This window comes from Kribbella sp. NPDC055110 (assembly GCF_053607525.1).
The window spans coordinates 104,479-128,156 of record NZ_JBSGTS010000019.1 but is presented as its reverse complement, the minus strand read 5'-3'; the positions used below and the strand labels follow the sequence as shown (position 1 = coordinate 128,156).

18 protein-coding genes are annotated in these 23,678 nt (G+C 69.0%); 11 read left to right on the top strand and 7 right to left on the bottom strand.

Annotated elements, in window-relative coordinates; all coding sequences use genetic code 11:
• Position 1 precedes the first annotated feature (1 nt).
• On the bottom strand, positions 2-1,300 hold the full coding sequence (locus ACWF0M_RS26765) for an SWIM zinc finger family protein (protein WP_452238462.1): 1,299 nt from the start codon (positions 1,298-1,300) through the stop codon (positions 2-4).
• Positions 1,293-4,106 (bottom strand): DEAD/DEAH box helicase, encoded by a 2,814-nt coding sequence (locus ACWF0M_RS26760; RefSeq protein WP_452238461.1) that lies wholly within the window; start codon positions 4,104-4,106, stop codon positions 1,293-1,295. The genes ACWF0M_RS26765 and ACWF0M_RS26760 overlap by 8 nt, the downstream gene beginning before the upstream one ends.
• A gap of 97 nt (positions 4,107-4,203) precedes the next feature.
• Between ACWF0M_RS26760 and ACWF0M_RS26755 the strand changes: the two genes are divergently transcribed.
• Positions 4,204-5,178, top strand: a complete 975-nt coding sequence (locus tag ACWF0M_RS26755) for a zinc-binding dehydrogenase (RefSeq protein ID WP_452238460.1) — start codon at positions 4,204-4,206, stop codon at positions 5,176-5,178.
• Here the strand turns inward: ACWF0M_RS26755 and ACWF0M_RS26750 are convergent.
• Positions 5,168-6,406, bottom strand: coding sequence for a diguanylate cyclase (locus tag ACWF0M_RS26750; RefSeq protein ID WP_452238459.1), 1,239 nt, complete (start codon positions 6,404-6,406; stop codon positions 5,168-5,170). The two genes, ACWF0M_RS26755 and ACWF0M_RS26750, sit on opposite strands and share 11 nt — an antisense overlap.
• 778 nt (positions 6,407-7,184) lie before the next feature.
• Here ACWF0M_RS26750 and ACWF0M_RS26745 point away from each other — a divergent pair.
• Positions 7,185-9,767, top strand: a complete 2,583-nt coding sequence (locus tag ACWF0M_RS26745; protein WP_452238458.1) for an MXAN_6230/SCO0854 family RING domain-containing protein — start codon at positions 7,185-7,187, stop codon at positions 9,765-9,767.
• 126 nt (positions 9,768-9,893) lie between these two features.
• Positions 9,894-10,487 (top strand): hypothetical protein, encoded by a 594-nt coding sequence (locus ACWF0M_RS26740; protein ID WP_452238457.1) that lies wholly within the window; start codon positions 9,894-9,896, stop codon positions 10,485-10,487.
• A gap of 5 nt (positions 10,488-10,492) precedes the next feature.
• Here the strand turns inward: ACWF0M_RS26740 and ACWF0M_RS26735 are convergent, their stop codons facing one another.
• Genes ACWF0M_RS26735 through ACWF0M_RS26720 form a run of 4 tightly spaced genes read right to left on the bottom strand, consistent with a single transcriptional unit; the run spans position 10,493 to position 14,332 of the window.
• A complete protein-coding gene (locus ACWF0M_RS26735; protein ID WP_452238456.1) occupies positions 10,493-11,875 on the bottom strand; it encodes a sensor histidine kinase in 1,383 nt (460 codons plus the stop codon).
• Positions 11,875-12,579, bottom strand: a complete 705-nt coding sequence (locus tag ACWF0M_RS26730) for an NAD(P)/FAD-dependent oxidoreductase (RefSeq protein WP_452238455.1) — start codon at positions 12,577-12,579, stop codon at positions 11,875-11,877. The genes ACWF0M_RS26735 and ACWF0M_RS26730 overlap by 1 nt, the downstream gene beginning before the upstream one ends.
• Entirely contained in the window at positions 12,528-13,523 is a 996-nt protein-coding gene (locus ACWF0M_RS26725; RefSeq protein WP_452238454.1) for a response regulator, read from the bottom strand. Before ACWF0M_RS26725 ends, ACWF0M_RS26730 begins: the two co-directional genes overlap by 52 nt.
• Before the next feature lie 50 nt (positions 13,524-13,573).
• Positions 13,574-14,332 carry a FadR/GntR family transcriptional regulator gene (locus ACWF0M_RS26720; protein WP_452238453.1) on the bottom strand — a complete coding sequence of 253 codons (759 nt, stop codon included), beginning with the start codon at positions 14,330-14,332 and terminating at the stop codon, positions 13,574-13,576.
• Positions 14,333-14,440: 108 nt separating this feature from the next.
• Between ACWF0M_RS26720 and ACWF0M_RS26715 the strand changes: the two genes are divergently transcribed.
• From ACWF0M_RS26715 to ACWF0M_RS26680, 8 genes are all read left to right on the top strand, one after another.
• Complete coding sequence (locus ACWF0M_RS26715; RefSeq protein WP_452238452.1) at positions 14,441-15,955, top strand: ABC transporter substrate-binding protein; 1,515 nt, start codon at positions 14,441-14,443, stop codon at positions 15,953-15,955.
• Positions 15,952-16,896 carry an ABC transporter permease gene (locus ACWF0M_RS26710; protein WP_452238451.1) on the top strand — a complete coding sequence of 315 codons (945 nt, stop codon included), beginning with the start codon at positions 15,952-15,954 and terminating at the stop codon, positions 16,894-16,896. Before ACWF0M_RS26715 ends, ACWF0M_RS26710 begins: the two co-directional genes overlap by 4 nt.
• The gene (locus ACWF0M_RS26705; protein ID WP_452238450.1) at positions 16,897-17,715 is read left to right on the top strand and encodes an ABC transporter permease; all 819 of its coding nucleotides are present in this window, start codon (positions 16,897-16,899) and stop codon (positions 17,713-17,715) included.
• Entirely contained in the window at positions 17,712-18,692 is a 981-nt protein-coding gene (locus tag ACWF0M_RS26700; RefSeq protein ID WP_452238449.1) for an ABC transporter ATP-binding protein, read from the top strand. Before ACWF0M_RS26705 ends, ACWF0M_RS26700 begins: the two co-directional genes overlap by 4 nt.
• Positions 18,685-19,644, top strand: a complete 960-nt coding sequence (locus ACWF0M_RS26695) for an ATP-binding cassette domain-containing protein (protein ID WP_452238448.1) — start codon at positions 18,685-18,687, stop codon at positions 19,642-19,644. Before ACWF0M_RS26700 ends, ACWF0M_RS26695 begins: the two co-directional genes overlap by 8 nt.
• Complete coding sequence (locus ACWF0M_RS26690; protein WP_452238447.1) at positions 19,641-21,104, top strand: aldehyde dehydrogenase family protein; 1,464 nt, start codon at positions 19,641-19,643, stop codon at positions 21,102-21,104. The genes ACWF0M_RS26695 and ACWF0M_RS26690 overlap by 4 nt, the downstream gene beginning before the upstream one ends.
• Before the next feature lie 94 nt (positions 21,105-21,198).
• Positions 21,199-21,993: an SDR family NAD(P)-dependent oxidoreductase gene (locus ACWF0M_RS26685; protein WP_452238446.1), complete on the top strand. Its 795-nt coding sequence runs from the start codon at positions 21,199-21,201 to the stop codon at positions 21,991-21,993.
• Between the two features lie 32 nt (positions 21,994-22,025).
• A complete protein-coding gene (locus ACWF0M_RS26680) occupies positions 22,026-23,396 on the top strand; it encodes an amidase (protein WP_452238445.1) in 1,371 nt (456 codons plus the stop codon).
• Positions 23,397-23,678 lie beyond the last annotated feature (282 nt).

Below are 23,678 nucleotides of genomic sequence, written 5' to 3'. Positions count from 1 at the left end.
ATCAGAGGAGGTCTTGAGGGGAGGGGGCGGGTGGGTGGGTGAGGGTCCAGTCGTTGAAGCTTTTGGCGAAGCGGTACCAGAGGTTGTCGCGGCCTAGGCGGAGTTGGAGTTTGCCGGAGGTTACTCGGTTGGCTTCGGTGGTGGCTTTGGGGAGGGCTTCGAGGGCTTCGGACAGGGCTTCGGGGTCGACCTCGTGGGGGTCGTCGACGGTGACGGCCAGGCCGCCGGGGCCGGCTTGGCGCCAGGCGGTGGCCCAGGTGGTGAGTTGGCGGGCGGGGAGGCCGGCGCGATGCGCCAGGTCGGCGAGTTCCGGCGTACCGAGTAGGTCTGCGGCTCGGCGTGCGAGGTCTTGTTCGAAGGTTATTGGTTGGTTCGTGTCGCCGGAGGCCAGTTCCCAGGCTCGGCGGGCGGCGTCGGTGGCTAGGGCTACGAGGTCGCGTACGTCGACGCCGGACGAACGTGGCGGATCCAGCACCTTCACCGCCGCCGGTACGCCGGGCGCCCCCAGCGGCCGAGGCGGCGCCGGCACGGGAACTGCACCCACACCCGCACCCCCACGCACACCCGCATCCAGCCCGTCATCGTCACCCCCGCTGGACGGGTCGACGGGCTGCATATGGCGCGCAAAGGCTGCTATTGCTGGGATGCCTGCCGGTGGCGGAGTGCGCGGCGCAACCGGCGCGCTCGTGGTCCCACCCCGGCGGGAGCGGAGGGCGGTGAGGAGTTCGTCCTTGCGCCGCCCTCGAAGCAGCAGCAGCGCGAAGGGATCGTCGTCCAGTGCATCAGCCACCAGGTAGCAAACGGCCGCGGAATGCTTGCACGGTACGGCGAAGTCGGGGCAGCTGCAGTTCGTCAGCACCTCGCCCGCGCCTGGCAGCAGATCAAGCCCGGCCGCCCGTACGTCCTCCACAACCTCTGGAGGCAACTCCCCGTCGAGCAACGCCGCGACGCGCCCGATCTGCGTCGAGACAACGTCGAGTACGGCGTCCCACTCGGCCGCGGAGAACGCGCGGATCCGGACGGTCACCTGGTACGGCGTGACGCGGCTGCCCTGTACCGCCGCCTCGACCTCGCCTGGGCTCACCATCAACTCCAGCACGCTGCCGCGCCGCGCGTACGACCGTCCGCGCGACAGCCGTCCCGGATCGAGCCGTGCCCGCTGCTCGAGCGCCTCCAACCAGGCCCGCCCCCACCATGTCGCCCCGAACGACCGCCGGCTCCCCGTGCCCTTGGCCGCCGGCAACCCGGCGTCCTCGCCCTTCCGCCGCCACCCCTGCCACGGCGCCCGATCGTCAACCATCGGATTTCCCAACAGCAGAAGGGTTGTAGGCGCTCGCCGACCCGGATCGCACTGGTCCCGTCGAGAGCTCGACGAGCTCGGTCAGCTCCGCGTCCGACAGCTCGCTCAACCACGCCTCACCCGACCCGACGACGGCGTCCGCGAGGTCGCGTTTCGCGTTGATCACCGTGGCGATCCGGTCCTCGAGCGTGTTCTCGGTGACGAGCCGATGGACCTGCACCGGCCGGTCCTGACCGATCCGGTACGCGCGGTCCGTGGCCTGATCCTCGACCGCAGGGTTCCACCACCGGTCGTAGTGCACGACGTGGGTGGCCTGCGTCAGCGTCAACCCGACCCCGCCGGCCTTCAGCGACAGCAGGAACACCGGCGCCGCGCCCGACTGGAACTGCTCCACCATCTGCTCGCGCTTGCGCACCCCGATGCCGCCGTGCAAGAACAAAGTCTTGACCTGCCGCGCCGCCAGATGCGCCTCGATCAGCCGGCACATCTCGACGTACTGACTGAAGATCAGCACCGACTCGCCCTCGGCGAGGATCACGTCGAGCAGCTCGTCCAGCGCCGCGAGCTTGCCGGAGCGCCGCTCGAGCGGACCGGGCTCGTGCAGGAACTGCGCCGGATGGTTGCACACCTGCTTCAGCTGCGTGAGCAGACTCAGCACCAGCCCGCGCCGCGCGATGCCCTCGGCGTCCTCGATCTTCGCGAGCGTTTCCTTCGCGACGGCCTGATAGAGCGTGGCCTGCTCGGTGGTCAGCGATACGACGACATCGTGCTCGGACTTCTGCGGCAACTCCGGCGCGATCCCCGGATCGCTCTTGCGCCGACGCAGCAGGAACGGCCGCGTCACCCGACCGAGCCGAGCGGTCGCCTCCTCGTCGTGGAACCGCTCCACCGGTACGGCGACGTCGTGGCGGAACCTGTCGAGCGTGCCGAGCAACCCCGGCGCCGCCCAGTCGAGGATCGACCACAGCTCGGACAGGCGGTTCTCCACCGGCGTACCGGTCAGCGCGATCCTGGTTGCTGAGGGCAACGTTCGCAACGCGCGGGCCGTGCGCGACAGCGGGTTCTTCGCGTGCTGCGCCTCGTCCGCGACGGCGAGGCCCCACGCGATCTCACCGAGCACGCGGTGGTCCTGGCGCACCACGCCGTACGTCGTGAGCACGACCTCATCGGGCGCGAGATCGCTGAGTGTCCGTCCCGGACCGTGGTAGCGGCGCGTCGGTACATCGGGGGCGAACCGCTCGAACTCCCGCTCCCACGTGCCGAGCAACGTCGACGGGCAGACGACGACGGTCGGGCCGCGACCCTTGAGTTGCAGATGCAGCGCGATGACCTGGATGGTCTTGCCGAGGCCCATGTCGTCGGCGAGGCACCCACCGAGACCGAGGTTGGCCAGCTGCGCCATCCACGCGACGCCGCGGCGTTGGTAATCGCGGAGTGTTGCCTTGAGGCCGACGGGCTCGGTGAACGGCCTAGGCTCCTCGGCTGTGCGGAGCCGGGCGATCATCGCGGCCAGCGACCCGTCGGCGTCGAACGGGATCAGCTCGCCGTCGACCTCGATCGTCCCGGTGAGCGCGGCGCCGAGCGCTTCGGCGCCGGTGAGCTGGCGCGAGGAGCCGTTGCGGAGCCGTCGTACGAGGTCGTGGTCGACCCGGATCCAGCGGCCGCGCATACGGATCATCGGACGCTTCGCCTCCGCGAGCGCGGCGACCTCGGCCTCGGTCAGGTCCAGACCATCGAGCGTGGGACGCCAGCGGAACGCGACGAGCTCGGTCAGGCTGAAATCGGGGCCGGTGACGGCACCGGGAGCCGGCGTCGCGACGGTGGCGCGGACGGCCAGTTCGCCGGCGAACAGCTCGGTCGGCCAGAGCACCTCGATGCCGGCGCCCTCCAGCGCGGTGCTGCCTTCGGCGAGCTCTTCCAGCGCGTCGTCGTCGATCGGGACGTCTTCCGGGGCAGCGTCTTGGAGGGCCGAACCCAGCGGAGGCCACACCCGGGCACCGCGGCGAAGGGCGAGGAGGAGGTCGGTCTCGGCGCGTTCGCCGAGGGCCGTGAGTACGGCGGCTGGTGCGTTCCACATGTCCGCGACGTCGACCAGCAGGCTCGGATCCACGCCGCTCCGCAACTGCAGAACGGCCCGAAAGTCAGGCGCGTCAGTGGAATCAGGTGGTTCGATGCGGAGGACGAGGCGGGTTCCCGCCTGTTCGGTGAGGGCGGTTTCGTCGAGCCAGGCAGTCGGTCCGGGGAGCGCTGCCGGTTCGGCGGCCGCGAACGGTGCGGCGCCGGGGCGGACTGCGACGGCTGCGGCCGGTGTGCGGACCAGGGCGTCAGCGAGTGCGTCCCAGAACGCACGGACCAGTTGCTCCGGCTCGATCAGCCGCACAGGACGGGTGCCGTCGAGCGGCAGTGCATGACCGTACGCCGGCATTGCGGCGCTGAGGTTCCGCAGCCAGGCGTGGTCGAGCGGGTCGAGCGGCGCCACCCGCCAAGCGCCGTATCCCTCCGGGCTTCGATCCGGCACCAGCCGCCCGCGCCCGATCAACACGAGCCCGGCAAGGCCGGCTGCCCGCCACGCCGCCCAGCTGCCCGAGCTGTCCAAGCGATCCGAGTCCGGCTCGGCGAGTCTGGTCAGTACTTCTTCTAGGTCCAGAAGGCGAGCGGGGACCGTGGTGCGGCGGACCGTCGTTCCGCGGGGGAGGACCAGGTCGACCGTCCCGTTGGCCGTTTCGCCCGACCCGGCCAAGTCGCCGTACAGCGCCAGCCGGCCCGCGCGTGGCGGGTCGGCAGGCACGAACACGGCATCGAACATGCCCTGCAGATTACGCCGCGCCACCGACAAAACTTGACCTGAACTGGCGTTGAGGTTGCATGCTCGCAGTTCCAGTAGACAAACAGAGAGTATGAATATGCGTGCAGCAGTAGTGACCGCGTTCGGCGGTCCGGATGTGATCGAGACCCGCGACGTCCCGGCGCCCGAGCCGGCCGCGGGGCAGGTGCTGGTCGAGGTCGGCATCGCGGACGTGATCTTCGTCGAGACCGCGATCCGCCGGGGTCAGCACAGCGAGTTCTTCAACGTGCAGGTGCCGTACGTTCCCGGCACCAACCTCGGCGGACGGGTCCGCGCGGTCGGTGCGGGAGTACCGGCGGACTTGATCGGCAAGACCGTCGTGGGTCGCGGCGTGGCCTTCGGCACCCATGCGGAGCTGGCCCTGACCACGGCCGATGCGGTCGAGGTGCCGCCCGAACTCGGCCTGCGGACCGCGGTCGCGGTGTACGGCGACGGCGTCACAGCCCTCATGCTCGAGGAGCTCGCGCCGCCGATGGCCGGCCAGGACGTACTGATCACCGCGTCCGCCGGCGGCATGGGCCTGCTGCTGATCCAGTTGGCGCACAAAGCCGGAGCCAAGGTCATCGCGGCGGCCCGCGGCGACGAGAAGCTCGAACTCAGCCGGGCGCAGGGTGCCGACGTACTGATCGACTACGGCAAGCCGGGCTGGGAGAAGCTGGTGCTTGAGGCAACGAACGGACAAGGCGCCGGCATCGTGTTCGAAGGCGCCGGCGGCGAGCTGGGCGCGGCCGCGTTCAGCGTGGTGAAGGACGGCGGCTGGATTTCGGCCCACGGAGCGCCGAGTGGCAGTTTCGCGCCGTACGACGCAGCCGAGGCCGAGCGTCGCGGCCTCACAGTCAAGGGCATCATGGATCTGCGCGCCGACTCGGCGACCACGGAAGTCACTGGCGCGGCCGTGATCGCGCGCGCGGCGGCCGGAGACCTCAAGCCGGTGATCGACCAGATCTACGACCTCGATCACGTGGCCGACGCGCACCGGGCGCTCGAGAACCGCACGCTGCGCGGGAAGGCGCTGATCGAGGTCAGTCGCTGACGGTTTGTTCGGCAGCCTCGTCAGGCTGCAACTCTTCGGAGTGGTTCGGGCGGGCGACCACGATCTGGTTCCGCCCGGACCGCTTGGCCCGCAGCAGCGCGTCGTCCGCGGCCAGGATCAGCTGGTCCATCGTGTTCGCGACAGCCGGGTAGACGGCCGCGCCGAACGATGCCGGTACGCCGTCGAGCGTCGCCGTACCCCCGTCCGTCGTGCCGACCGAGACCGTGAGGGCCACGAGCCGCTCTCTGATCCGCTCCGCGATCTCCAGCACCTCCGACTCGAATGCACCGGGCAGCAGCACCGCCAGCTCGTCTCCACCGACCCGTGCGACCAGATCGCCGTTCCGCACCTCCCCACTGATCGCCTCACCGGCAGCACGCAGTGCCTCGTCGCCAGCAGGGTGACCGTAGGTGTCGTTGATCTCCTTGAACTTGTCCAGGTCCAGCATCAGCAGACCGACCGTGCTGTGCAGTGTGTCCGCACGGGCGAGCTCTGCGGGCACTGCGCTCGCCCAGTACGACGAAGTGGCCAGACCGGTCGTGGAGTCGATGCCGGCGGCCCGCTGGTACTGCGGGAGGAGCAGGTCCCTGTGCAGCGCCAGCACTGTCACCATCAGCACTGGAACGACCCAGGGGTACGACGTCTGCACCGCAGCGATCGCCACGCCCAGACCGAGGCCGGCGCACACGACCAACTGGTCCGACAGTTCACCGAGCGCTTCACGCGCCGTGGCGTCCGGAGTGGACAGGAGAATCGCTCCGATCACCAGCGCGTAGTTCACGAGCCACCAGGTCGCGGCCGCGGCGAGAACCACCAGCAGCGTCCAGAATCCGGTTGGTACGCGCGGAGCGTGCAGCAGCCCGCCTGCACGCAGTACGGCGGCTGCAGCGGCGCTGGCCAGGATGTACGTCGAGGTGGAGAAGACCTTGCGGTGCGCGACGGTCCGGCCGTACACGCGGAACCAGGAGTACGTGTAGGCCAGCACAACCAGCGGAACGACCAGCGACAGCGGGAGCAGCAGCAGGGCCGCGAAGATCCACAGGCACTTCAGGTTGGTGTGCGGCGAGGTGTTGGCCGCCAGCTCGCGTCGGCGCTCGATTCCGCGGGCAGCCTCCAGGTGCAGGGTCGAGGCCACGGCCAGGACGACGAACGCCACCCATTCCGAATGCCGGACCCCGGAATTCGGGCCGCTGAGCGTGCTTCGGACCGCGAGTGTGGTAATCGTCACCGCAATCAAATCAATCGCGAGCACATAAGCCAATGCGGTCCTGGGTAACGACCAGAGCTTCCATTGCCTCGGTGACACCCAACTGCTCCGACCGATCAGAATCATCGTCAGCCTCACATGCGGTCGATCTGAGCGGTTATGCGTTCATAGTAACGACTTGTTCACGTCAGGTCACCCGGAGGCCCGGGCATTCCACCAGTCGGTCAGCACCAAGAAGGGTCGAAAATCATGCAGATCTCAGCGCTCCCCGCCCGCACCGGCACCGACAGCCGCGGCGGCAACGACTGGTTCACCGGGGGCAATGACTGGTGACCGGCGGCATTTCTTTACTTCTCTCTTACATTCCACAGAAATCGTTCACCGATTGAATCTGGAAGCCCGGCAATTTACCGCACCGTGATTGTCCACGGGCTATGCCAATTACTATCCGTGGTACGGCGCCTGCCGAGGGTGATCGCAGCGGCGGGATCGCGGCGCATCAGTGCCAGTTCGGCAACGAATCGGGGACCCGGTGGCGCGCGATTTGGATGAACGTTCTACTCTGGAGATCTCCGGTGGCGGGGTCTGGGCGGGGCGGCCCCGACCCTGCCACCGGAGCTCTTCTTTTCCAGGCCCTCCCTCTGCGGCCCGACTGAAAACTGTCGGTGGCCACCGGTAGCGTTCTCAGTGCCAGGGGCGGCTCCTGGACGTGCTTCCTTCTCCTTCACCAGGCCAAGTAGCGCGTCCGCTCTCCGCCCCTGGCGCCCTCTTCAGTGAAGGACGTCAGTGGGGAGACGCCATGCCGGACCAACCAGCGGATCCGCAAGCTGCCGTCCTGCTGCGCCGCCGCCGGCTCGTCGACGCCACCGCCTTGACTCCACCGGTACGGCGCTCCGCCTGGCAGTGGCTGCGCCGGCCGCTCACGATCCAAGCGGGCCTGTCCGCGCTCCAGGCGGACCTGATCCAGCGCGGCCTCCTGCTCTCAGTCGGCCTGTACCGGTACTGCGCCTCGCTGTCGGCGCCTGCGCTGGCCGGTTTTGGCAGCGCGCTGCTCGACCTGCTCGACACTGAGTCCGGGTTCGACGCCAAGCACACGCCACTGTTCCGGGGCTTCCCGGAGAGCGTGCCGGCCAACACCGAGACATTCTACGTGAACCGGGTCTTCGCTCGCCTGCTGCAGGAGCCGGAGCAACCGTGCGTCCTGTGCGGTGACACGACCTCCGTGCACGCGGTCTCGCCCTGCGCGCATCTGGTCTGCCGCACCTGCTGGGACGGCACCGACCTCAGCGCCTGCCCGCTGTGCCTGCGCCGCATCGACCCGAAGGATCCGTTCCTCAAGCCGTCGCCGGTCGAGGAGCCGCCGACGCATGTCCGTTCGGATCGCCTGCGGCTGCTCTCACTGGCCACGGCCGACTCGGTCCGCCAGACCGTCGGGGCCTTGCTGGCGCGGCGCACGCCCTTGTCCGCCGCGGACCGTGCGGACCTGCAGGTGCTGCTCGACGGCGCCAGCTCGGCCTGGATCCCCGATGACATCCCGGTCCGGGAGACCCGTGCACTGGTCATCGCGCATTTCCTTGCCGACGATCCCGAGCTGATCGATCGCGCCGACACCGCCACCGACGTACTGCGGCTGCTCTACGCCTTGATGGATGCCGACCCCGGGCTGCGGACGCCGCCGGCCCGGCGGAAGTCGTTGCCTCGGGCAACTCGAAGGCTAGTGCTGGAGCGTCTCGACCGGCTGCCGATCGAGACGCTGGTGGAGGACATGCTCCGCCACGAGCGCGCCTGGAAACGGATCGGGGAGAACCTGCATCCGTTCGAGTTCGCCACGCGCTTCCCGGTCGCCGCGCTGGCGTTCGCGGTCCTCCGCCGTACCGACGTCGACCTCGGGACGGCGGCCGGGCGGGCGGTCGCGGGCGAGGCTTCGCGGCATCCGCTGGTGCGCGTGGAGAGTGGGCGGCTCGTGATGAGCACGTTCAGCTCGCGCGTCGAGGGCGCTTTCACACAAGGGCGGCCGGAGCAGGCGCTCGACCTGCTGCGGCAGCGTCCGGGGGATTTGGTACGCCGTCTTGTGAACTTGGCGCGTGCGCTTCCGTCGGATCAGCACGCGGAGCTCGTCGACGCGTTGACGACCGCAGCGTCGGATGTGTCGCCGGCCGTCATCACGGCGGCCCTAGGACAGGTGCGGACACCGCCGGGCGACCTGCGGCTGTTCTTTCCGCGCGGTGGGACCACCCGGATCTGGACGTCGGTCGACGAGCGGGAGCCGTTGCCCGCGGCGCTCGCCGTCGAGTTGTCCGGCGTACTGACCGGGGAGATGTTGCGTCGGGCAACGGGATTGCCGCGCTGGCGGCGGGTGTTCCTGGACGAGGAGCTGTCCCGGATGGCCGCGCCCGGTTCGGAGCGGAATGCGTCGTCGAGCTTGCTGCGGATGACGCGGGGGAGTGCGGTGTCGATTCCGCAGGACGAGTTGCTGCGGTTGTTCATGCACTGGGTCGAGCCGCGCGGGCGGCGGATCGATCTCGACCTGTCGGTGGCGGTGTTCGACCAGGAGTGGGGCTTCGTCGGGCTGTGCGACTATACCCGGCTGCGGTTCGACCAGGATGCGTTGGTGCATTCCGGCGACCTGACGTCCGCGCCCGGTCCCGACGGTTCGTCGGAGTTCGTGGACATCGATCTGCGCGCGGTGCGCCGCGTGGGTGGTCGCTACCTGCTGCCGGTGGTGTTCAGCTACAACGACGTACCGTTCGACGAGTTGGAGCGCGGTTTCGTCGGCGTACTGCGGCAGCCGAACGGCCTGTTCGATCCGGCGGCGGTGGAGGACCGCTTCGACCTGGCCGGGCCGGCGAAGATCCTGATGCCGTTCGGCGTCGACCTGCAGACCAAGGAGCTGCGCTGGTACGACGTGAACCTCGGCGTGACCGGATACGGTCACAACATCGCGCGGTACGGCGGTCATCTCGGTCTGATGGCGGCGACGCTGGAAGAGGTGCACGGGTCGGGTGACCGGGTGAGCCTGTGGGAGATCTGCTGCTGGCACGCCGCGGCGCGCTCCGACGAGATCGCGGTCCGGTGCGCCGACGGGTCGGTCGTCGGGTACGTCCGGGACCCGGCCGAGGACGCGGCAACGTTCGTGCGGCGGGTCGTCGCGCGGTTGGAGCCAGACCGGAGCTGGGACGAGGACGCGGCGAAACGCGCCGATTTCGTGGCGGTTCTGACCGGTGACGTCACGCCGCGCGCGGGCGCGGAAGTCTACGCGCTGCATCCGCGTCTCCTCGACGGCGCGAACCTGTCGCTGGTCGACGCGCCGTACCTGCTGTCCGCTCTGGCCCCCGACACCCGCGCTCACGCAAGCCTCGGCGCAACCTCCCCTGCTCCGTGACCTGCGCTCGGGCGAGTCTGGGAAAAGGCTAAGAAGAGTTTGACAATTCCGTGTCGGACGCGCGGCCGGTGCTTGGGAGCGGTCCTGGGCAGGAGTACAACGGAATTGAAGCGAAGGGAGCCACGAATGACGTACGACGTGGTGGTGCTCATCGAGCGGGAGATGAGCGAGGGCGACGCGCGCCGCGTTGCCGCCCTGCATGCAAGGCGCGAAGACACCGTGGACTACCACCTGCTGGTCTCCAGTCATCCGGAGAGCGGGTTCGGCGGTCCGATGGCGTTGCTGGGATCGACGTTCGCGGACGTGGCCGGCCTCACCGGTGCGGCGTCCGTGGTCGGCTCCGCGACGGTGGCGTCGGCGCGGACAAGCCCGCCGGTAGTGGACCGAGCACAGAGTCGAACACAGCGTGGAACCCAGCGAGCAACCCAGGGCGGAACACCGACGGCGACCCTCGCCGACCCGGCCGTCGACCTCGCCTCCGTGATCGAGCACAGCTCCCGGCAGCTCCGGGCGGCGAGTGGCCACCCGGTGCACGTCTCCATCACGCACGGCGAGGTGCTGCTGGCGCTGATGCAGATGGTGAAGACCACCAACAGCCAAGAGGTCGTGGTGGTCGCCTGGCCGGAGACCGCAGCAGCCTTCCTGTGCTCCGACTGGACCACGAAGGCCCGCAAACTCCTCAAGGTGCCCCGCGTCCGCATCCTCGAACACGACACCTGATCCGATCAGCCCGGTGGTTGGTGCGGGAGGCGGACGCCGACGGTGGTCTCGCCCGGTCGTGAGGTGATCGCGATCGTGCCGCCGTGGTGTTCGGTGACGATGCGTTGCGCGATGTCGAGGCCCAGACCGGTGCCCTTTCCGACGTCCTTGGTCGTGTAGAACGGCTCGAACGCGCGGGCCGCGACCTCCGGCGGCATCCCGGGACCGGTGTCGGTGAACTCGACGACGATCCGGTCGCCGTCGGTTCGGGTCGTGATCCGCAACGTGCCGACGCCTTCCATCGCGTCGACCGCGTTGTCGATCAGGTTCGTCCACACCTGGTTGAGTTCGCCGGCGTACGCATCGATCCGGGGTACGACGCCGTACGCGCGAACCACCTCGACGCCGTCGCGCAGCTTGTGCCCGAGCATCACGAGTGTGCTCTCGATGCCCTCGGTGACGTCGATCGTCTGGATCGAGCCGCGGTCCATCTGCGAGTACGAGCGGACCGCGGCCACCAGTTCGGTGATCCGCCGGGTCGATTCCTTCACCTCGCTGAGCAGTGTCGCGACCGACAACGTGCTGGCCACCCATTCGAGGCCGGGCTCCAGCGCATCGCTGAGTACGTCGGCCGCGCGCTCGCACCAGGCCACGCTCGCGCCCGCCGCAGCGAGCGGGGGTGCGATGAACCACGATCGCTCGACGCCGCGGTCGTCGAGCCAGTCCGCGATGGTGTTCTCGTGATCGGCGAGATCCACCGGATCCGGCGCCGCCGTACCCGAGCCGAGCTCGAGCCGCAGCTCGTCGAGCGCACTGAACTGCGCGGCCGTCGCGTCGCCCTCCGCGAGACCCCGCAGCGCCGACAGCAACGTGACGCACGCGGTGTCGAGCGCGCTGACCGAGCGGGCCGCAGCCGCGGCGGGGTTGTTGATCTCGTGCGCCAAACCGGCCGCCAACGTGCCGAGCGTGATCAGCGACTCGCGCTGCCGGGCGGTCGACTCGATCGCCCGCGCGGTCCCGTACACGCCCTTGATCAGGTGCCCGGCGAGCGGGAACCAGTCGTCGATCCGCTCTCGCAGTACGTCGGCCGGCACCCGAAGTACCCGCCCTTCGGCGAGGCCGCGACCGCTGGCGAGGTACACGCCGTGCTCGTCCCACGCGCGGAACCCGCCCGCCCACCGGCCCGGCACGTCCATCTTGCCCATCACGGTGTCCTCGCGGCCGATCTTGCGGTGCAGCGAGATCGCGCCGTCGACGAGCACCCACCAGAAATCGGCGGGTTCACCCTCGTGGAACAGATCGACGCCGCGCTCGATCGCCACCTCGGTGCTGCCATCGACGAGCTCGTCGAGCTGCGCATCGGTCAGCCCGGCGAAGAGCGGGATCTCGCGCAGGTCCACGGCGTTCATCAGACGGTCGCAAGGTAGCGGTGGACGAGATAGATCGACATGGCGCCTTCGCCGACCGCGGACGCCACGCGTTTCATCGAGTCGAGCCGTACGTCGCCGGCCGCGAACACCCCCGGCACGCTGGTCTCCAACGCGTACGGCGGCCTCGTCAGCGGCCACCGGTTCTGCGCGATCAGATCCGGCCCCGTCACGACGAACCCCTTGGCGTCGCGTACGACGGAGTCGCCGAGCCAATCGGTCCGCGGGATCGCGCCGGCGAAGATGAACAGCCAACTCGCGAGCACCTCCTCGACCCGGCCGGAGGTGCGATCGGCGAACGTGAGGGCCTCGAGATGACCGTCGCCGCGGCAACCGACCACCTCGGTCCGGCACCGGATCTCGATGTTCGCGGCCTCGGTGATCTTGTCGATCAGGTACCGCGACATCGAGCTTTCGAGCGTCTCGCCGCGGACCAGGAGGACGACGCGCTTGGCGTAGCGGGCCAGGTTGAGCGCTGCCTGTCCGGCCGAGTTCGCGGCACCGACGACGTACACCTCGTCGTCCTGGACCTGCCTGGCTTCGCTCGCCGTCGCGCCGTAGTACACGCCCCGGCCGGTGAGGTCGCCGAGACCGTCGACGTCGAGGCTGCGGTACGAGACGCCGGTCGCGACGATCAGCGCGCGAGCCTCGATCTCACCGGATTCTTCGAGCAGTACGGCGTGCACGGGCCTCGGGACTCGAGGCCGACGACCGAGCGCGCGAGCACCATTTCCGCGCCGAAGCGGGAGGCCTGCGCGACGGCGCGCTGGGCGAGGTCGGAGCCGGTGAGGCCGCGCGGGAACCCGAGGTAGTTCTCGATCGCGGCGCTGAGGCCGGCCTGTCCGCCGGGCGCCTCGCGTTCGACGATCACCGTGCTGAGGCCCTCGGACGCGGCGTAGACGCCGGCGGCGAGTCCGGCCGGTCCGCCGCCGACGATGCAGACGTCGTACAGCGGCTGCTCGGCGCGGGTCCGCAGACCGAGGGCCGACGCGAGGTCGAGCGCGGTGGGGGAGCGGAGCGTGTCACCTTCCGGGATCAGGACCAGCGGCAGCTCGTGGTCGGTGGCATCGGCGAGGTCCTTGAGGCGTTGGCCCTCGGTGTCGCGCTCGACGTCGTACCAGCGGTACGGGACGTGGTTGCGGGCCAGGAACGTCTTGATGTCGTGCGCGCGATCCGACCAGCGGTTGCCGACGACGCGGACGTCGGAGGTGTGCTCGGGGTTGGCGTGCTGCCAGTCGCCGAGCAGGTCGTCGACGACCGGGAAGAGCTGGTCCTCGGGCGGGTCCCAGGGTTTCAGCAGGTAATAGTCGAGGCCGATCTCGTTGATCGCGCGGATCGCCACGTCCGTGTCGGCGTACGCGGTGAGCAGTAGGCACTTCGCGTTCGGGGCGTGCTCGCGGGCGCGTTCGAGCAGTTCGATGCCGGTCATGCCGGGCATCCGCTGGTCGGTCGCGATCAACGCGATCGGCTGGTTGCGCAAGGTGAGTTTGGTCAGCGCGGCGAGCGCCTGATCGCCCGACGTTGCGCGGACGACCAGGTAGTCGTCGCCGTACCGGCGGCGCAGGTCGCGGGAGATGGCCGCCGAGACCATCGGGTCGTCGTCGACCGTGAGAATCGCAGGTTTGCTCACGCGGTGCCCCCCACCACTGAACCGATCCCGTCAGAATGCCACGGGATCAGTCAGTCATCTATGAGTGCACGCAACGTTTCCTGCTCGGAGTCGGGCACGTACCCGGCGTAGTAGTCGAACATGTTCTGCCGGGCGATCCGCGCCGCGGCGTGGCCGTTGCCGGACCGGATCGCGTCGACCACCTCGGCGTGGTGGTGCAGCGACTCGAGCATCAGCGCGCGGCTGTTCGGGGCGTGCGCGACCTTGTCGGAGATCAGTCCGAGTACGACGCCGCGGACGACCTCGTTGCAGGTCTGGATCAGGGAGTTCCGGCTGATCCGCGCGATCAGCTCGTGGAACGCGAGATCGGCCTCGCCGAACGCGTCGAAGTCGACGTCGATCGCGTCCCGCATCGCGACCAGGGTCGCCTCCAGGTCGTCCAGCTCCTCCGGGGTCCGCAGCCGGGACGCGACCTGGATCGCGGCGCCGTCCATGATCATCCGGAACCCGATCAGCTCGCTCAGGGTCAGCTCGTCGACCCGCGCCAGCCTCGCCACCTGCTTGCGCAGCGCGAACGAGGAGTACGGCAGGATCTCCGGACCGTTCGGGTCGCCGGGCCGGGAGCGGACCACGCCGTTGCTCTCCAGCACCCGCAGAGCCTCGCGAACCGTCGACCGGCTGACCGCGAACTGGGCGACCAGTTCACGCTCGCTCGGCAGCCGCTGGCCCGGTGCCAGATCACCGCGGGCGAGCGCTTCCTCGATCTGCTCGACGATCCGTTGATAGGCGCGCACGGGCTGTACCGGCTCGAACTGCGGACCCTTTGTCATCCGGCACACCCCCATTCGCTTGACAGGCACCTGAGCAGGGGACAAACCTAGTGGCCCATTGAGACCTAGTCCACTGGTCAGACCAGTCGGCGCACTGGAGGAGTAGACGTGAAGCCGTCGTTTTCCACTCGAGCGGTCGCATTCCTCGCGTCCGCCGCGCTGCTGGCCGTGACGGCCTGCTCGGCCGGATCCGGAACGTCGTCCGGCAGCTCACCGGGCGCCGACCAGACGCTGTCGATCGGTCTGGTCGCGGAGCCGGCCAGCCTGGACTTCACCACCACGGACGGCGCCGCGATCCCGCAGGTGCTGCTCGGGAACGTGTACGAGACCCTGGTCAAGCAGGATGACTCGGGCAAGATCGTGCCGTCGCTGGCGAAGTCGTGGACGGTGTCGCCGGACCGCAAGACGTACACCTTCGATCTGGTCGACAACGCGAAGTTCACCAACGACAAGCAGTTCACCGCGAACGACGCGGTGTTCAGTATCAACCGGGTGAAGACCGCGTGGACGACGTCGCTGAAGGCCGCGATGGACGTGGTCTCGCAGGCCAAGGCGCTGTCGCCGACCCAGTTGCAGGTCACGCTGGCGAAGCCGAGCAACGACTGGCTGTTCCGGATGACCACCCGGATCGGCGCGATGTTCTCGGAGAGCGGTGTCAGCGCGCTCGCGACCGCTCCGGTCGGCTCGGGGCCGTTCAAGTTCTCGAAGTGGAACCGCGGCGACTCGATCGTCATGGTCCGCAACGAGACCTACTGGGGCAGCAAGCCGTACTTCCAGCAGGTCACGCTGAAGTACTTCAAGGACGCGACCGCGCTGAACAACGCGCTGCTCACCGGCACGATCAATGTGATCAGCACGGTGCAGGCGCCGGAGGCCCTCAGCCAGTTCACCAGCAACGACAAGTACCAGGTGATCGAGGGCACCACGAACGGCGAGGTGCTGTTGTCCTTCAACAACTCGCTGCCGCTGTTCAAGGACGTCCGGACCCGGCAGGCGATCCGGATGGCGATCGACCACAAGGCGTTGCTCGACACGTGCTGGGCGGGTCGCGGCAAGCTGATCGGCAGCATGGTCCCGCCGACCGACCCGTGGTACGAGGACCTGACCGGCGTCGCGCCGTACGACCTGGCCAAGGCGAAGTCGTTGCTGCAGGCGTCCGGTGCGGCCGGCAAGACGCTCCGGCTCCGGCTCCCGACGTTGCCGTACGCAACGTCCTGCGGCCAGGTGGTGAAGAGCCAGCTGGAGCAGGCCGGCCTGAAGGTGACGATCGACCAGCTCGAGTTCCCGGCGGCGTGGCTGACCACGGTGTTCAAGAACGCCGACTACGACCTGTCGATCATCGCCCACGTCGAGCCGCGCGACCTCGGTGCGGTGTTCGGAAACCCGAAGTACTACACGCGGTACGACGACCCGACGCTGCAGGGCTACCTGGCCGCGGCGGACTCCGGTGACGAGGCCGCGCAGGTCGACAACATGAAGAAGGCGGCGCGCCGGCTGTCCGAGCAGGCCGCGGGTGACTGGCTGTTCCTGCTGCCGAACCTGATGGTCGCCGACAAGAGCATCAAGGGGCTGCCGACCAACGCGATCACCGAGAACTTCGATCTCTCCAAGCTCGCCCGATGATCCTCCGCCTGATCGAGCGCACCGGCGTGTTCTTGGTCAGTCTTGCGGTGAGCTCGGTCCTGGTCTTCGCGTTCATGGCGGTGCTGCCCGGCGATCCCGCCCGGGTCGCGCTCGGCGTGAACGCCTCCGACGAGGCAGTGGCCGAACTGCGTCGGCAGTTCGGCCTCGACCGCCCGCTGCCGACGCAGTACTTCGACTGGCTGGGCGGGCTGTTGCACGGTGACCTCGGTACGTCGTACGTGTCGAAGGTTGCGATCGGCCCGCAGGTCTTCGACCGGCTGCAGGTGACGCTGTGGCTGGTCGTCGCGGGCATGATGATCGCCCTGGTGGTCGCCGCGCCGGCCGGGACCGTGATGGCGGCGCGGCACCGCAAGATCTCCGGGTTGGCGCTGTCGGCGTTCTCCCAGGTGGGTGTCGCGGTCCCGGCGTTCCTGGCCGGGATCCTGCTGATCGTGGTGTTCGCGGTGCGGCTCGGCTGGTTGCCGGCCAACGGCTGGACGCCGCCGGCGCAGGATCCGGCGATGTTCCTCAAGCAGCTGATCCTGCCGGCGCTGTCACTCGGGATCGTCCAGGGCGCCGTCCTCACCCGCTACGTCCGCAGCGCGGTGCTGGACGTGCTGCGCGAGGACTATCTCCGAACGGCGCGGGCGAAGGGGCTGCGACCGTTCCAGGCGTTGTGGCGGCACGGTCTGCGCAATGCCGCCGTACCGGTCGTGACTGTGCTCGGTCTGCAGCTGGCGACGTTGTTGATCGGCGCGGTGGTCGTCGAGCGAGTCTTCGTGATCCCAGGGCTCGGCAGCCTGCTGCTCGACGGCGTCTCGAATCGCGACCTACTGCTGGTCCAGGACGTCGTGATGGTCCTCGTCCTCGCCGTACTTCTGGTCAACTTCGTCGTCGACCTCCTGTACGTCGCCCTCGACCCGCGATTGAGGACGGCGTAGATGAAGCGACTGAACCCGAGCCTGATCGCCGGCGGCGTGATCGTCACGGTGATCGTACTGATGGCGCTCGTTTCGTTCGTCTGGACGCCGTACGACGCGACGCTGGTGAGTCCCGCCTCGCGGTTGCTGGAACCGTCGTGGTCGCACTGGTTCGGGACCGACAAGTTCGGCCGGGACGTACTCAGCCAGATCATGGTCGGCTCGCGCACCACGCTGTTCGTCGGCGTCGTCGCGGTCGGCGTTGCCGCGGTCATCGGCGTACCGCTGGGAATCCTGGCGGCGATGGTACGGCGGTGGCCGAGCGAGGTGATCATGCGCGCGAACGACCTGTTGCTCGCGTTCCCGGCGTTGCTGCTGGCGATCATGTTCGGCGCGGTGTTCGGCGCCAGCACGCTGACCGCGATGGTTGCCATCGGCATCGCCTCGGTGCCGAGTTTCGCGCGGGTGATCCGGAGCGGAGCGCTGCAGGTGATGCGGACGGAATACGTTCTCGCGGCGCGCGCAGCCGGCCGGCAACCGTTTCCGATCGCTCTCCGGCACGTCCTGCCGAACGTGACCAGCCTGATCACCGTTCAGGCCTCGGTGTCCTTCGCGATCGCGGTGCTGGCTGAGGCGGCGTTGTCGTTTCTCGGGTACGGAACGCCGCCACCGACACCATCCTGGGGGCGGATGCTGCAGGAGAGCCAGGAGTTCCTGTTCAGCGCGCCGCGGCTGGCGATCTTCCCCGGGATCGCGATCGCGGTCGCCGTCCTCGGGTTCAACCTGCTCGGCGACGGCCTCCGGGACCGCTTCGACCCGAAACTGGAGGATCGCCGATGAACGACGTTCTCACCGTACGCGGGTTGTCCGTGTCCGTTCGGGAGACGGCGCTCGTGTCCGATGTCGACCTGACGGTCGGTGCGGGAGAGCGGGTCGGGCTGATCGGAGAATCGGGATCAGGCAAGTCACTGACCGCGCTGAGCATCCTTGGGTTGTTGCCCGAGGACGTACGGGCCGGCGGATCGGTGCGTCTCGACGGTGTCGACCACGAACTGGTCGGCGCGGACGAACGGCGGATGTCCCGCGTGCGTGGCCGCGACATGGCGATGGTCTTCCAGGAACCGATGACTGCGCTCAACCCGACCATGCGAGTCGGCGACCAGATCGCCGAGACGATGCTCATCCACAAGACCCTCGCGAAACCCGCGGCCCGAACCGCGGCGGCCGACCTGCTCGAACGCGTACAGCTCCCGCCCGAGACCCTTCGCGCCTACCCGCACCAGCTGTCCGGTGGCCAACGGCAACGAGTCGTCCTGGCGCTTGCCCTGGCCAACGATCCGGCGCTACTGATCTGCGACGAGCCAACCACCGCACTCGACGTGACGGTCCAGGCGCTCGTACTCGACCTGATCCTCCGCGGCGTCGTGGACCGCTCCTCCGCACTGCTCTTCATCACCCACGACCTCGCCGTCGTCGCCACCGTCTGCGAACGGGTCCTCGTCATGTACGGCGGACGCGTGGTGGAGGCTGGTCCCGTGAACGAGGTGTTCACGCGCCCCCGTCACCGCTACACCGAGGGTCTGCTCGCTGCGTCCGATCTCGAGACCACGTCCCGTCGTCTCACCACCATCCCTGGCAACGTACCGCCCGCCGGCCGGTTCCCGTCCGGCTGTGTCTTCCGAACCCGGTGCGCCCACGCAACTGCCCAGTGCGAAGAGGTTCCGGGGTGGACAGGCTCCGAGACCGAGGGCTTCGCCTGCCACCACCCGGCGGGGGAAGCGGATGGCTATCACCGGGCGGAGGTGGAGGATGCCTGAGTCCCAGCCGCCGCCCGAGCACGTCCCGCCACCCGAGCAGGCTCCGTCGCTCGAGCCCGCCCCGCCGACCCGGCACGTCTCGTTGAGTGCGCACATCCCGACGACGCATGGGCTGGAGACGCCGACCGCGATTCGGGTTGTCGATCTTGTGCGCGACTACCCCCGCCCGCGCACCTCGTTGCTCCAGCCGGCCCCGGTCGTCCACGCGCTTCGCGGTGTGAGCCTGGAAGTCAAGCAGGGCGAACGTTTCGGCATCGTCGGCGAATCCGGCTGCGGCAAGTCGACACTGCTGCGCCTGATCGCCGCTCTCGACCGGGCCACGTCCGGGCACGTGATCGTCGAGGACACCGACATCACCCGTCTCCCGGAACGCCGCCTAAGGTCGCTGCGCGAGAATCTCCAGCTCGTGTTCCAGGACCCGATGAGCTCGCTCGACCCACGGATGCGGGTCCGCGACATCATCGCCGAACCGCTCGTCGTACAAGGACATCCGGCGTCGGGAGAGCGCGTTCGCGAGCTGCTCGAAGCCGTCGGCCTCTCCGCGGATGCCGGCGACCGGTACCCGCACCAGTTCTCCGGCGGCCAGCGGCAGCGCATCTCCATCGCCCGCGCCCTCGCCCCGCGCCCGCGGATCCTGATCGCGGACGAGCCGGTGAGCGCTCTCGACGTTTCCGTCCGCGCCCAGGTGCTCAACCTGATCTCGGACCTGGTCGACGAACTCAACCTCACACTCGTGTTCGTCTCGCACGACCTGTCCGTGGTCAAACACGTCTGCGACCGCGTGGCCGTGATGCATGCCGGCCAGATCGTCGAGACCGGCTACACCGGTGACGTGTATGCCGCCCCGCAGCATCCGTACACGCAGCGCCTGGTCTCCGCCATCCCAACGCTTCAGAGAGCACTCTCCGGTGCGACCACCGCCGACCTACTCGCGAAGGGGAAATCAGCGTGAAGATCCTGCTCGATCGCGGCGACACGATCACGATGCCGGCCGGCCTGCCGATCGGCGAGACCTGGGTCGAGGCACCGTCGACGGCTCCGGTGATCTTCCCGTACGACGGCTCGACCGTGGCACACGCGCCGGTCGGGGACGTCTCGGTGGCGCGGACAGCCCTCGAGAGCGCGCTCGCCGTACGCGAAACGGTCGGCCGACTTCCGTCGTACGTACGCCGGAACGTCTTGCAGAGCGTGCATTCCGCGGTACTCGACGAGCGAGACGCGTTCGTCGATCTTCTCGTGCTCGAGACCGGAAAACCGCTGGTCGACTGCCGGGTCGAGATCGATCGGACGCTGCTCACCCTGCAGACCTCGGCCGAGGAGGTTGCGCGGTTGCACGGCGAGACTGTGCCGCTCGACCTGCTGCCGAGCGGCGAAGGTCTGCAGGGTTTCTGGGTGCGTAAGCCGATCGGCGTAGTTATCGGGATCACCGGGTTCAACTACCCGTTGCTGCTCGCCGCCCATAAGATCGCGCCGGCTTTCGCGGCCGGTTGCCCGATCATCGTGAAGCCCGCGCCGCAGACGCCGCTCGCCACGCTCTGGCTCGTGCACCTGATGCGATCCGCGCTCGCCGACGCGGGAGCACCAGAGAGCGCTCTTCAGCTGATCACGGGCGGAGCCGACGTGGGCGCCACGCTCACCACCGACGATCGAATCGGCGCCGTCTCCTTCACCGGATCCGCGGCCGTCGGGCATCGCATCGCGCGCGACGCGGCGCCGACGAAGGTGCTGCTCGAACTGGGATCCAACTCCGCGCTGGTCGTTGCCGAGGACGCCGACCTGGACGCGGCCGCCGACGCGATCGTGCGCGGCGGGTACTACGCGTCGGGGCAGGCCTGCATCTCGGTTCAGCGCGTGATCGCTGTCGAGTCGGTGCGGGAAGCGTTGCTGGACAAGCTCGGCGCGCGGCTGCCCGGCGTGGTCGTCGGCGATCCGCGTGATCCGCTGACCCGGGTGTCCGCGCTGATCAACCCGGCCTCGACCGATCGCGTTCGGCAGTGGGTCGGCGATGCGGTCCACGCCGGCGCATCGATCGCCTACGAGGCCCGTGGCGACGTACTCGGGCCGATCGTGCTGACCGACGTACCGGATGGTCTTCCGGCGTGGGACGAGGAGATCTTCGGGCCGGTGATCGCGGTGCGCTCTGTTCCGGACACCGAGAGCGCTCTCCGCGCGGTCAACGAGACCCGGTACGGGCTGCACGCGAGCGTCTTCACGTCCTCGCTCGAAACCGCGTTCGCGGCGATCGATCGACTCGACGTCGGGGGAGTCGTGATCAACGAGGTGCCCGGGTTCCGGTCCGACGTGATGCCGTACGGCGGGGTGAAGGACTCCGGTACCGGACGCGAGGGCCCGCGCTTCGCGATCGAGGAACTCACGACGACCCGGATGGCCATCATCCGCCCGCGCCCATGAAGCCCTCGCCGACTTTGTGCACGGGATCCGCGTCGCGGGCGCTCTGCGGCACGGATCTGGTGCACAAAGCCGGCGACAGTAGGAGGTGGAGCGAGTGACCGAGTACGCGAACCTGTTCCGGTTGGACGGCAGGCACGCGGTGGTGATCGGCGCCGGAAGCGGGATCGGCCGCGAGAGCGCGCTCGCCTTGGCGGCGCACGGCGCCCGCGTCACGTGCGCAGACCGAGACCTCACCGCCGCCCGCGAAACGGCGGGGCCTGGGACGGCGGGGCGTGGGACGAGCGGCGTCGGTATGGCGGCGTACGAGTTGGATGTGCTTGATGACTTGGCGATCGAGCGGGCTGTGGTTGAGCTGGATCCTGTGGATGTGCTCGTGTTCACCGCGGCGACGAACGTGCGGAAGCGGATCCTCGACTACACCAGCGAGGAGTTCGACCGGGTTGTGTCGCTCAACCTGCGCGCCTCGTTCCAGTTGATTCGCGCGTTCGGGCGGGGTATGGCGGCGCGGGGGAGCGGCAGCATCATCGGGTTCAGCTCGATCCGCGGCACCACGGTCGAGCCGGGGCAATCGGTGTACGCGGCAACAAAAGCCGGCCTCGTCCAACTCCTGCGCACAGCGGCCGCCGAACTCGGTCCGTCCGGCGTCCGCGCGAACGCGATCGCCCCGGGAGTCGTCGAGACACCGCTCACCGCGCAGATCAAAGCCGACAAGAGCTGGTACGACGCGTACGCGCAGAAGGGTGCGCTCGGTCGCTGGGCCCACCCGAGCGAACTCGCCGGCGCGGTCGTGTATCTCGCGTCCGACGCCTCGAGCTTCGTGACCGGCAGCGTTCTCGCGGTCGACGGCGGCTGGACCGCAGTAGACGGCCGCTTCGACCCACCGAACTAGCCGACGATCCACCCGAACCGAGGAGTGCCTGCATGAATCTTGCTGACTTGACGGCAACCGAACTCCTGGCGAGGTACCGCGACGGCTCGGTGTCCCCGGTCGAGGTGATCGAGGATGTGCTGACCCGCGTCGATCAGCTCGAACCGCAGCTCTGCGCGCTCTACGCACCGGACCCGGTGGGTGCACGGGCCGCGGCGCAGGAGTCGGAGCGTCGCTGGCGGGACGGTACGGCGGGCGCGCTGGACGGCGTACCGGTAACGGTCAAGGAGAACATCGCGACGCGCGGAACGCCCGTACCGCAAGGAACCGCCGCAACCGCTCTCTCCCCAGCGCCGGAGGATGCGCCGGCCGCAGCGCGGTTGCGGGACGCCGGGGCGGTGATCTTCAGCAAGACGACGATGCCCGAGTACGGGATGTTGTCGTCCGGCGTCTCGACCTTCCACCGCCTGACGCGCAACCCGTGGGACGTCACGAAGACCGCCGGCGGTTCGAGCGCGGGCGCGGCGGCTGCGGCGGCCGCCGGGTACGGGCCGATCCACGTCGGCACCGACATCGGCGGATCGATCCGGTTGCCGGCCGGGTGGTGCGGACTGGTCGGGCTGAAGCCGACGCACGGGCGGATCGCGGTCGGCAACCCGTACGCCGGGCGCGCGATCGGACCCCTGACCCGTACGGCGCCGGATGCCGCGCTCGCGCTGCAGGTGATGTCCGGGTACGACCCGCGCGACCACACCTCGATCCCCTTGGCACCCGACGTTTTCGAGGTCGACGTCGAGGGTTTGCGCGTTGCGTTGCTGCTCGACGCGGGCGTCGGGTTGCCGGTCGATCCCGAGGTCGCGGCGGTGGTCTCGGCCACGGCCGCCGTACTCGAGAAGGCCGGCGCGATCGTCGAACCGATCACGCCGATCATCACCCGCGAGATGCTCGACGGCCTCGACCGTTTCTGGCGGATCCGCTCCGCCACGGACATCGCCGCCCTGCCCGAGGAACGCCGCGCGAAGGTGCTTCCGCAGATCCGCGAATGGGTCTCGACGGCCTCCGACCTCACCGCGTCGGACGTCTTCGACGGGTACAGCCAGATGGGCGCGATGGCAGCCGCGGTCGGCCGGGTGTTCACGACGTACGACGTGATCCTGTCGCCGGTCGCACCGATCACGGCGTTCCCGGCGGAGCTCGCGTACCCGACGGACGATCCGGGGAAGCCGTTCGAGCACATCGCGTTCACGGTGCCGTACAACATGTCCCAGCACCCCGCGACCACGGTCAACGCCGGCTGGTCGACGTCCGGATTGCCGATCGGCGCGCAACTCGCCGTACCGCATCACGAGGACCTGCGCGCTCTGGCCCTGGCCGACTACCTCGACACCCACCGCGCCGAGTCCCGCCCCTGGCCGACGCCTTGACCAGGCTGCCTTTCCGGTAACAAATGTGCGCTCCGTGGCAATTATGTTCCGGAAACCCGCACTACGAGGAGGCGTGGACAGTCGGCGTCTTGCGGAGCGAGACTGGCCGATGAGGTGACGACTTGGTCCCCCGCTTCCGTCAGACCTCGCCAGGTCATCACCCTCACGGTCACCGCGATAGTCCACGCGGTCGCCTTCTTCGACCTGCCCCTGTTCCAAACCTTCCACCTACCCGACCTACTGGCAGGCCTCCCACCCAATCCCTACGACGGCACCCGAAAC

Coding starts and splice junctions, on each gene's coding strand:
- ACWF0M_RS26765 (WP_452238462.1), bottom strand. CDS start 1,300: ATGGTTGACGATCGGGCGCCGTGGCAGGGGTGGCGGCGGAAGGGCGAG.
- ACWF0M_RS26760 (WP_452238461.1), bottom strand. CDS start 4,106: ATGTTCGATGCCGTGTTCGTGCCTGCCGACCCGCCACGCGCGGGCCGG.
- ACWF0M_RS26755 (WP_452238460.1), top strand. CDS start 4,204: ATGCGTGCAGCAGTAGTGACCGCGTTCGGCGGTCCGGATGTGATCGAG.
- ACWF0M_RS26745 (WP_452238458.1), top strand. CDS start 7,185: ATGCCGGACCAACCAGCGGATCCGCAAGCTGCCGTCCTGCTGCGCCGC.
- ACWF0M_RS26740 (WP_452238457.1), top strand. CDS start 9,894: ATGACGTACGACGTGGTGGTGCTCATCGAGCGGGAGATGAGCGAGGGC.
- ACWF0M_RS26735 (WP_452238456.1), bottom strand. CDS start 11,875: ATGAACGCCGTGGACCTGCGCGAGATCCCGCTCTTCGCCGGGCTGACC.
- ACWF0M_RS26720 (WP_452238453.1), bottom strand. CDS start 14,332: ATGACAAAGGGTCCGCAGTTCGAGCCGGTACAGCCCGTGCGCGCCTAT.
- ACWF0M_RS26710 (WP_452238451.1), top strand. CDS start 15,952: ATGATCCTCCGCCTGATCGAGCGCACCGGCGTGTTCTTGGTCAGTCTT.
- ACWF0M_RS26705 (WP_452238450.1), top strand. CDS start 16,897: ATGAAGCGACTGAACCCGAGCCTGATCGCCGGCGGCGTGATCGTCACG.
- ACWF0M_RS26700 (WP_452238449.1), top strand. CDS start 17,712: ATGAACGACGTTCTCACCGTACGCGGGTTGTCCGTGTCCGTTCGGGAG.
- ACWF0M_RS26695 (WP_452238448.1), top strand. CDS start 18,685: ATGCCTGAGTCCCAGCCGCCGCCCGAGCACGTCCCGCCACCCGAGCAG.
- ACWF0M_RS26680 (WP_452238445.1), top strand. CDS start 22,026: ATGAATCTTGCTGACTTGACGGCAACCGAACTCCTGGCGAGGTACCGC.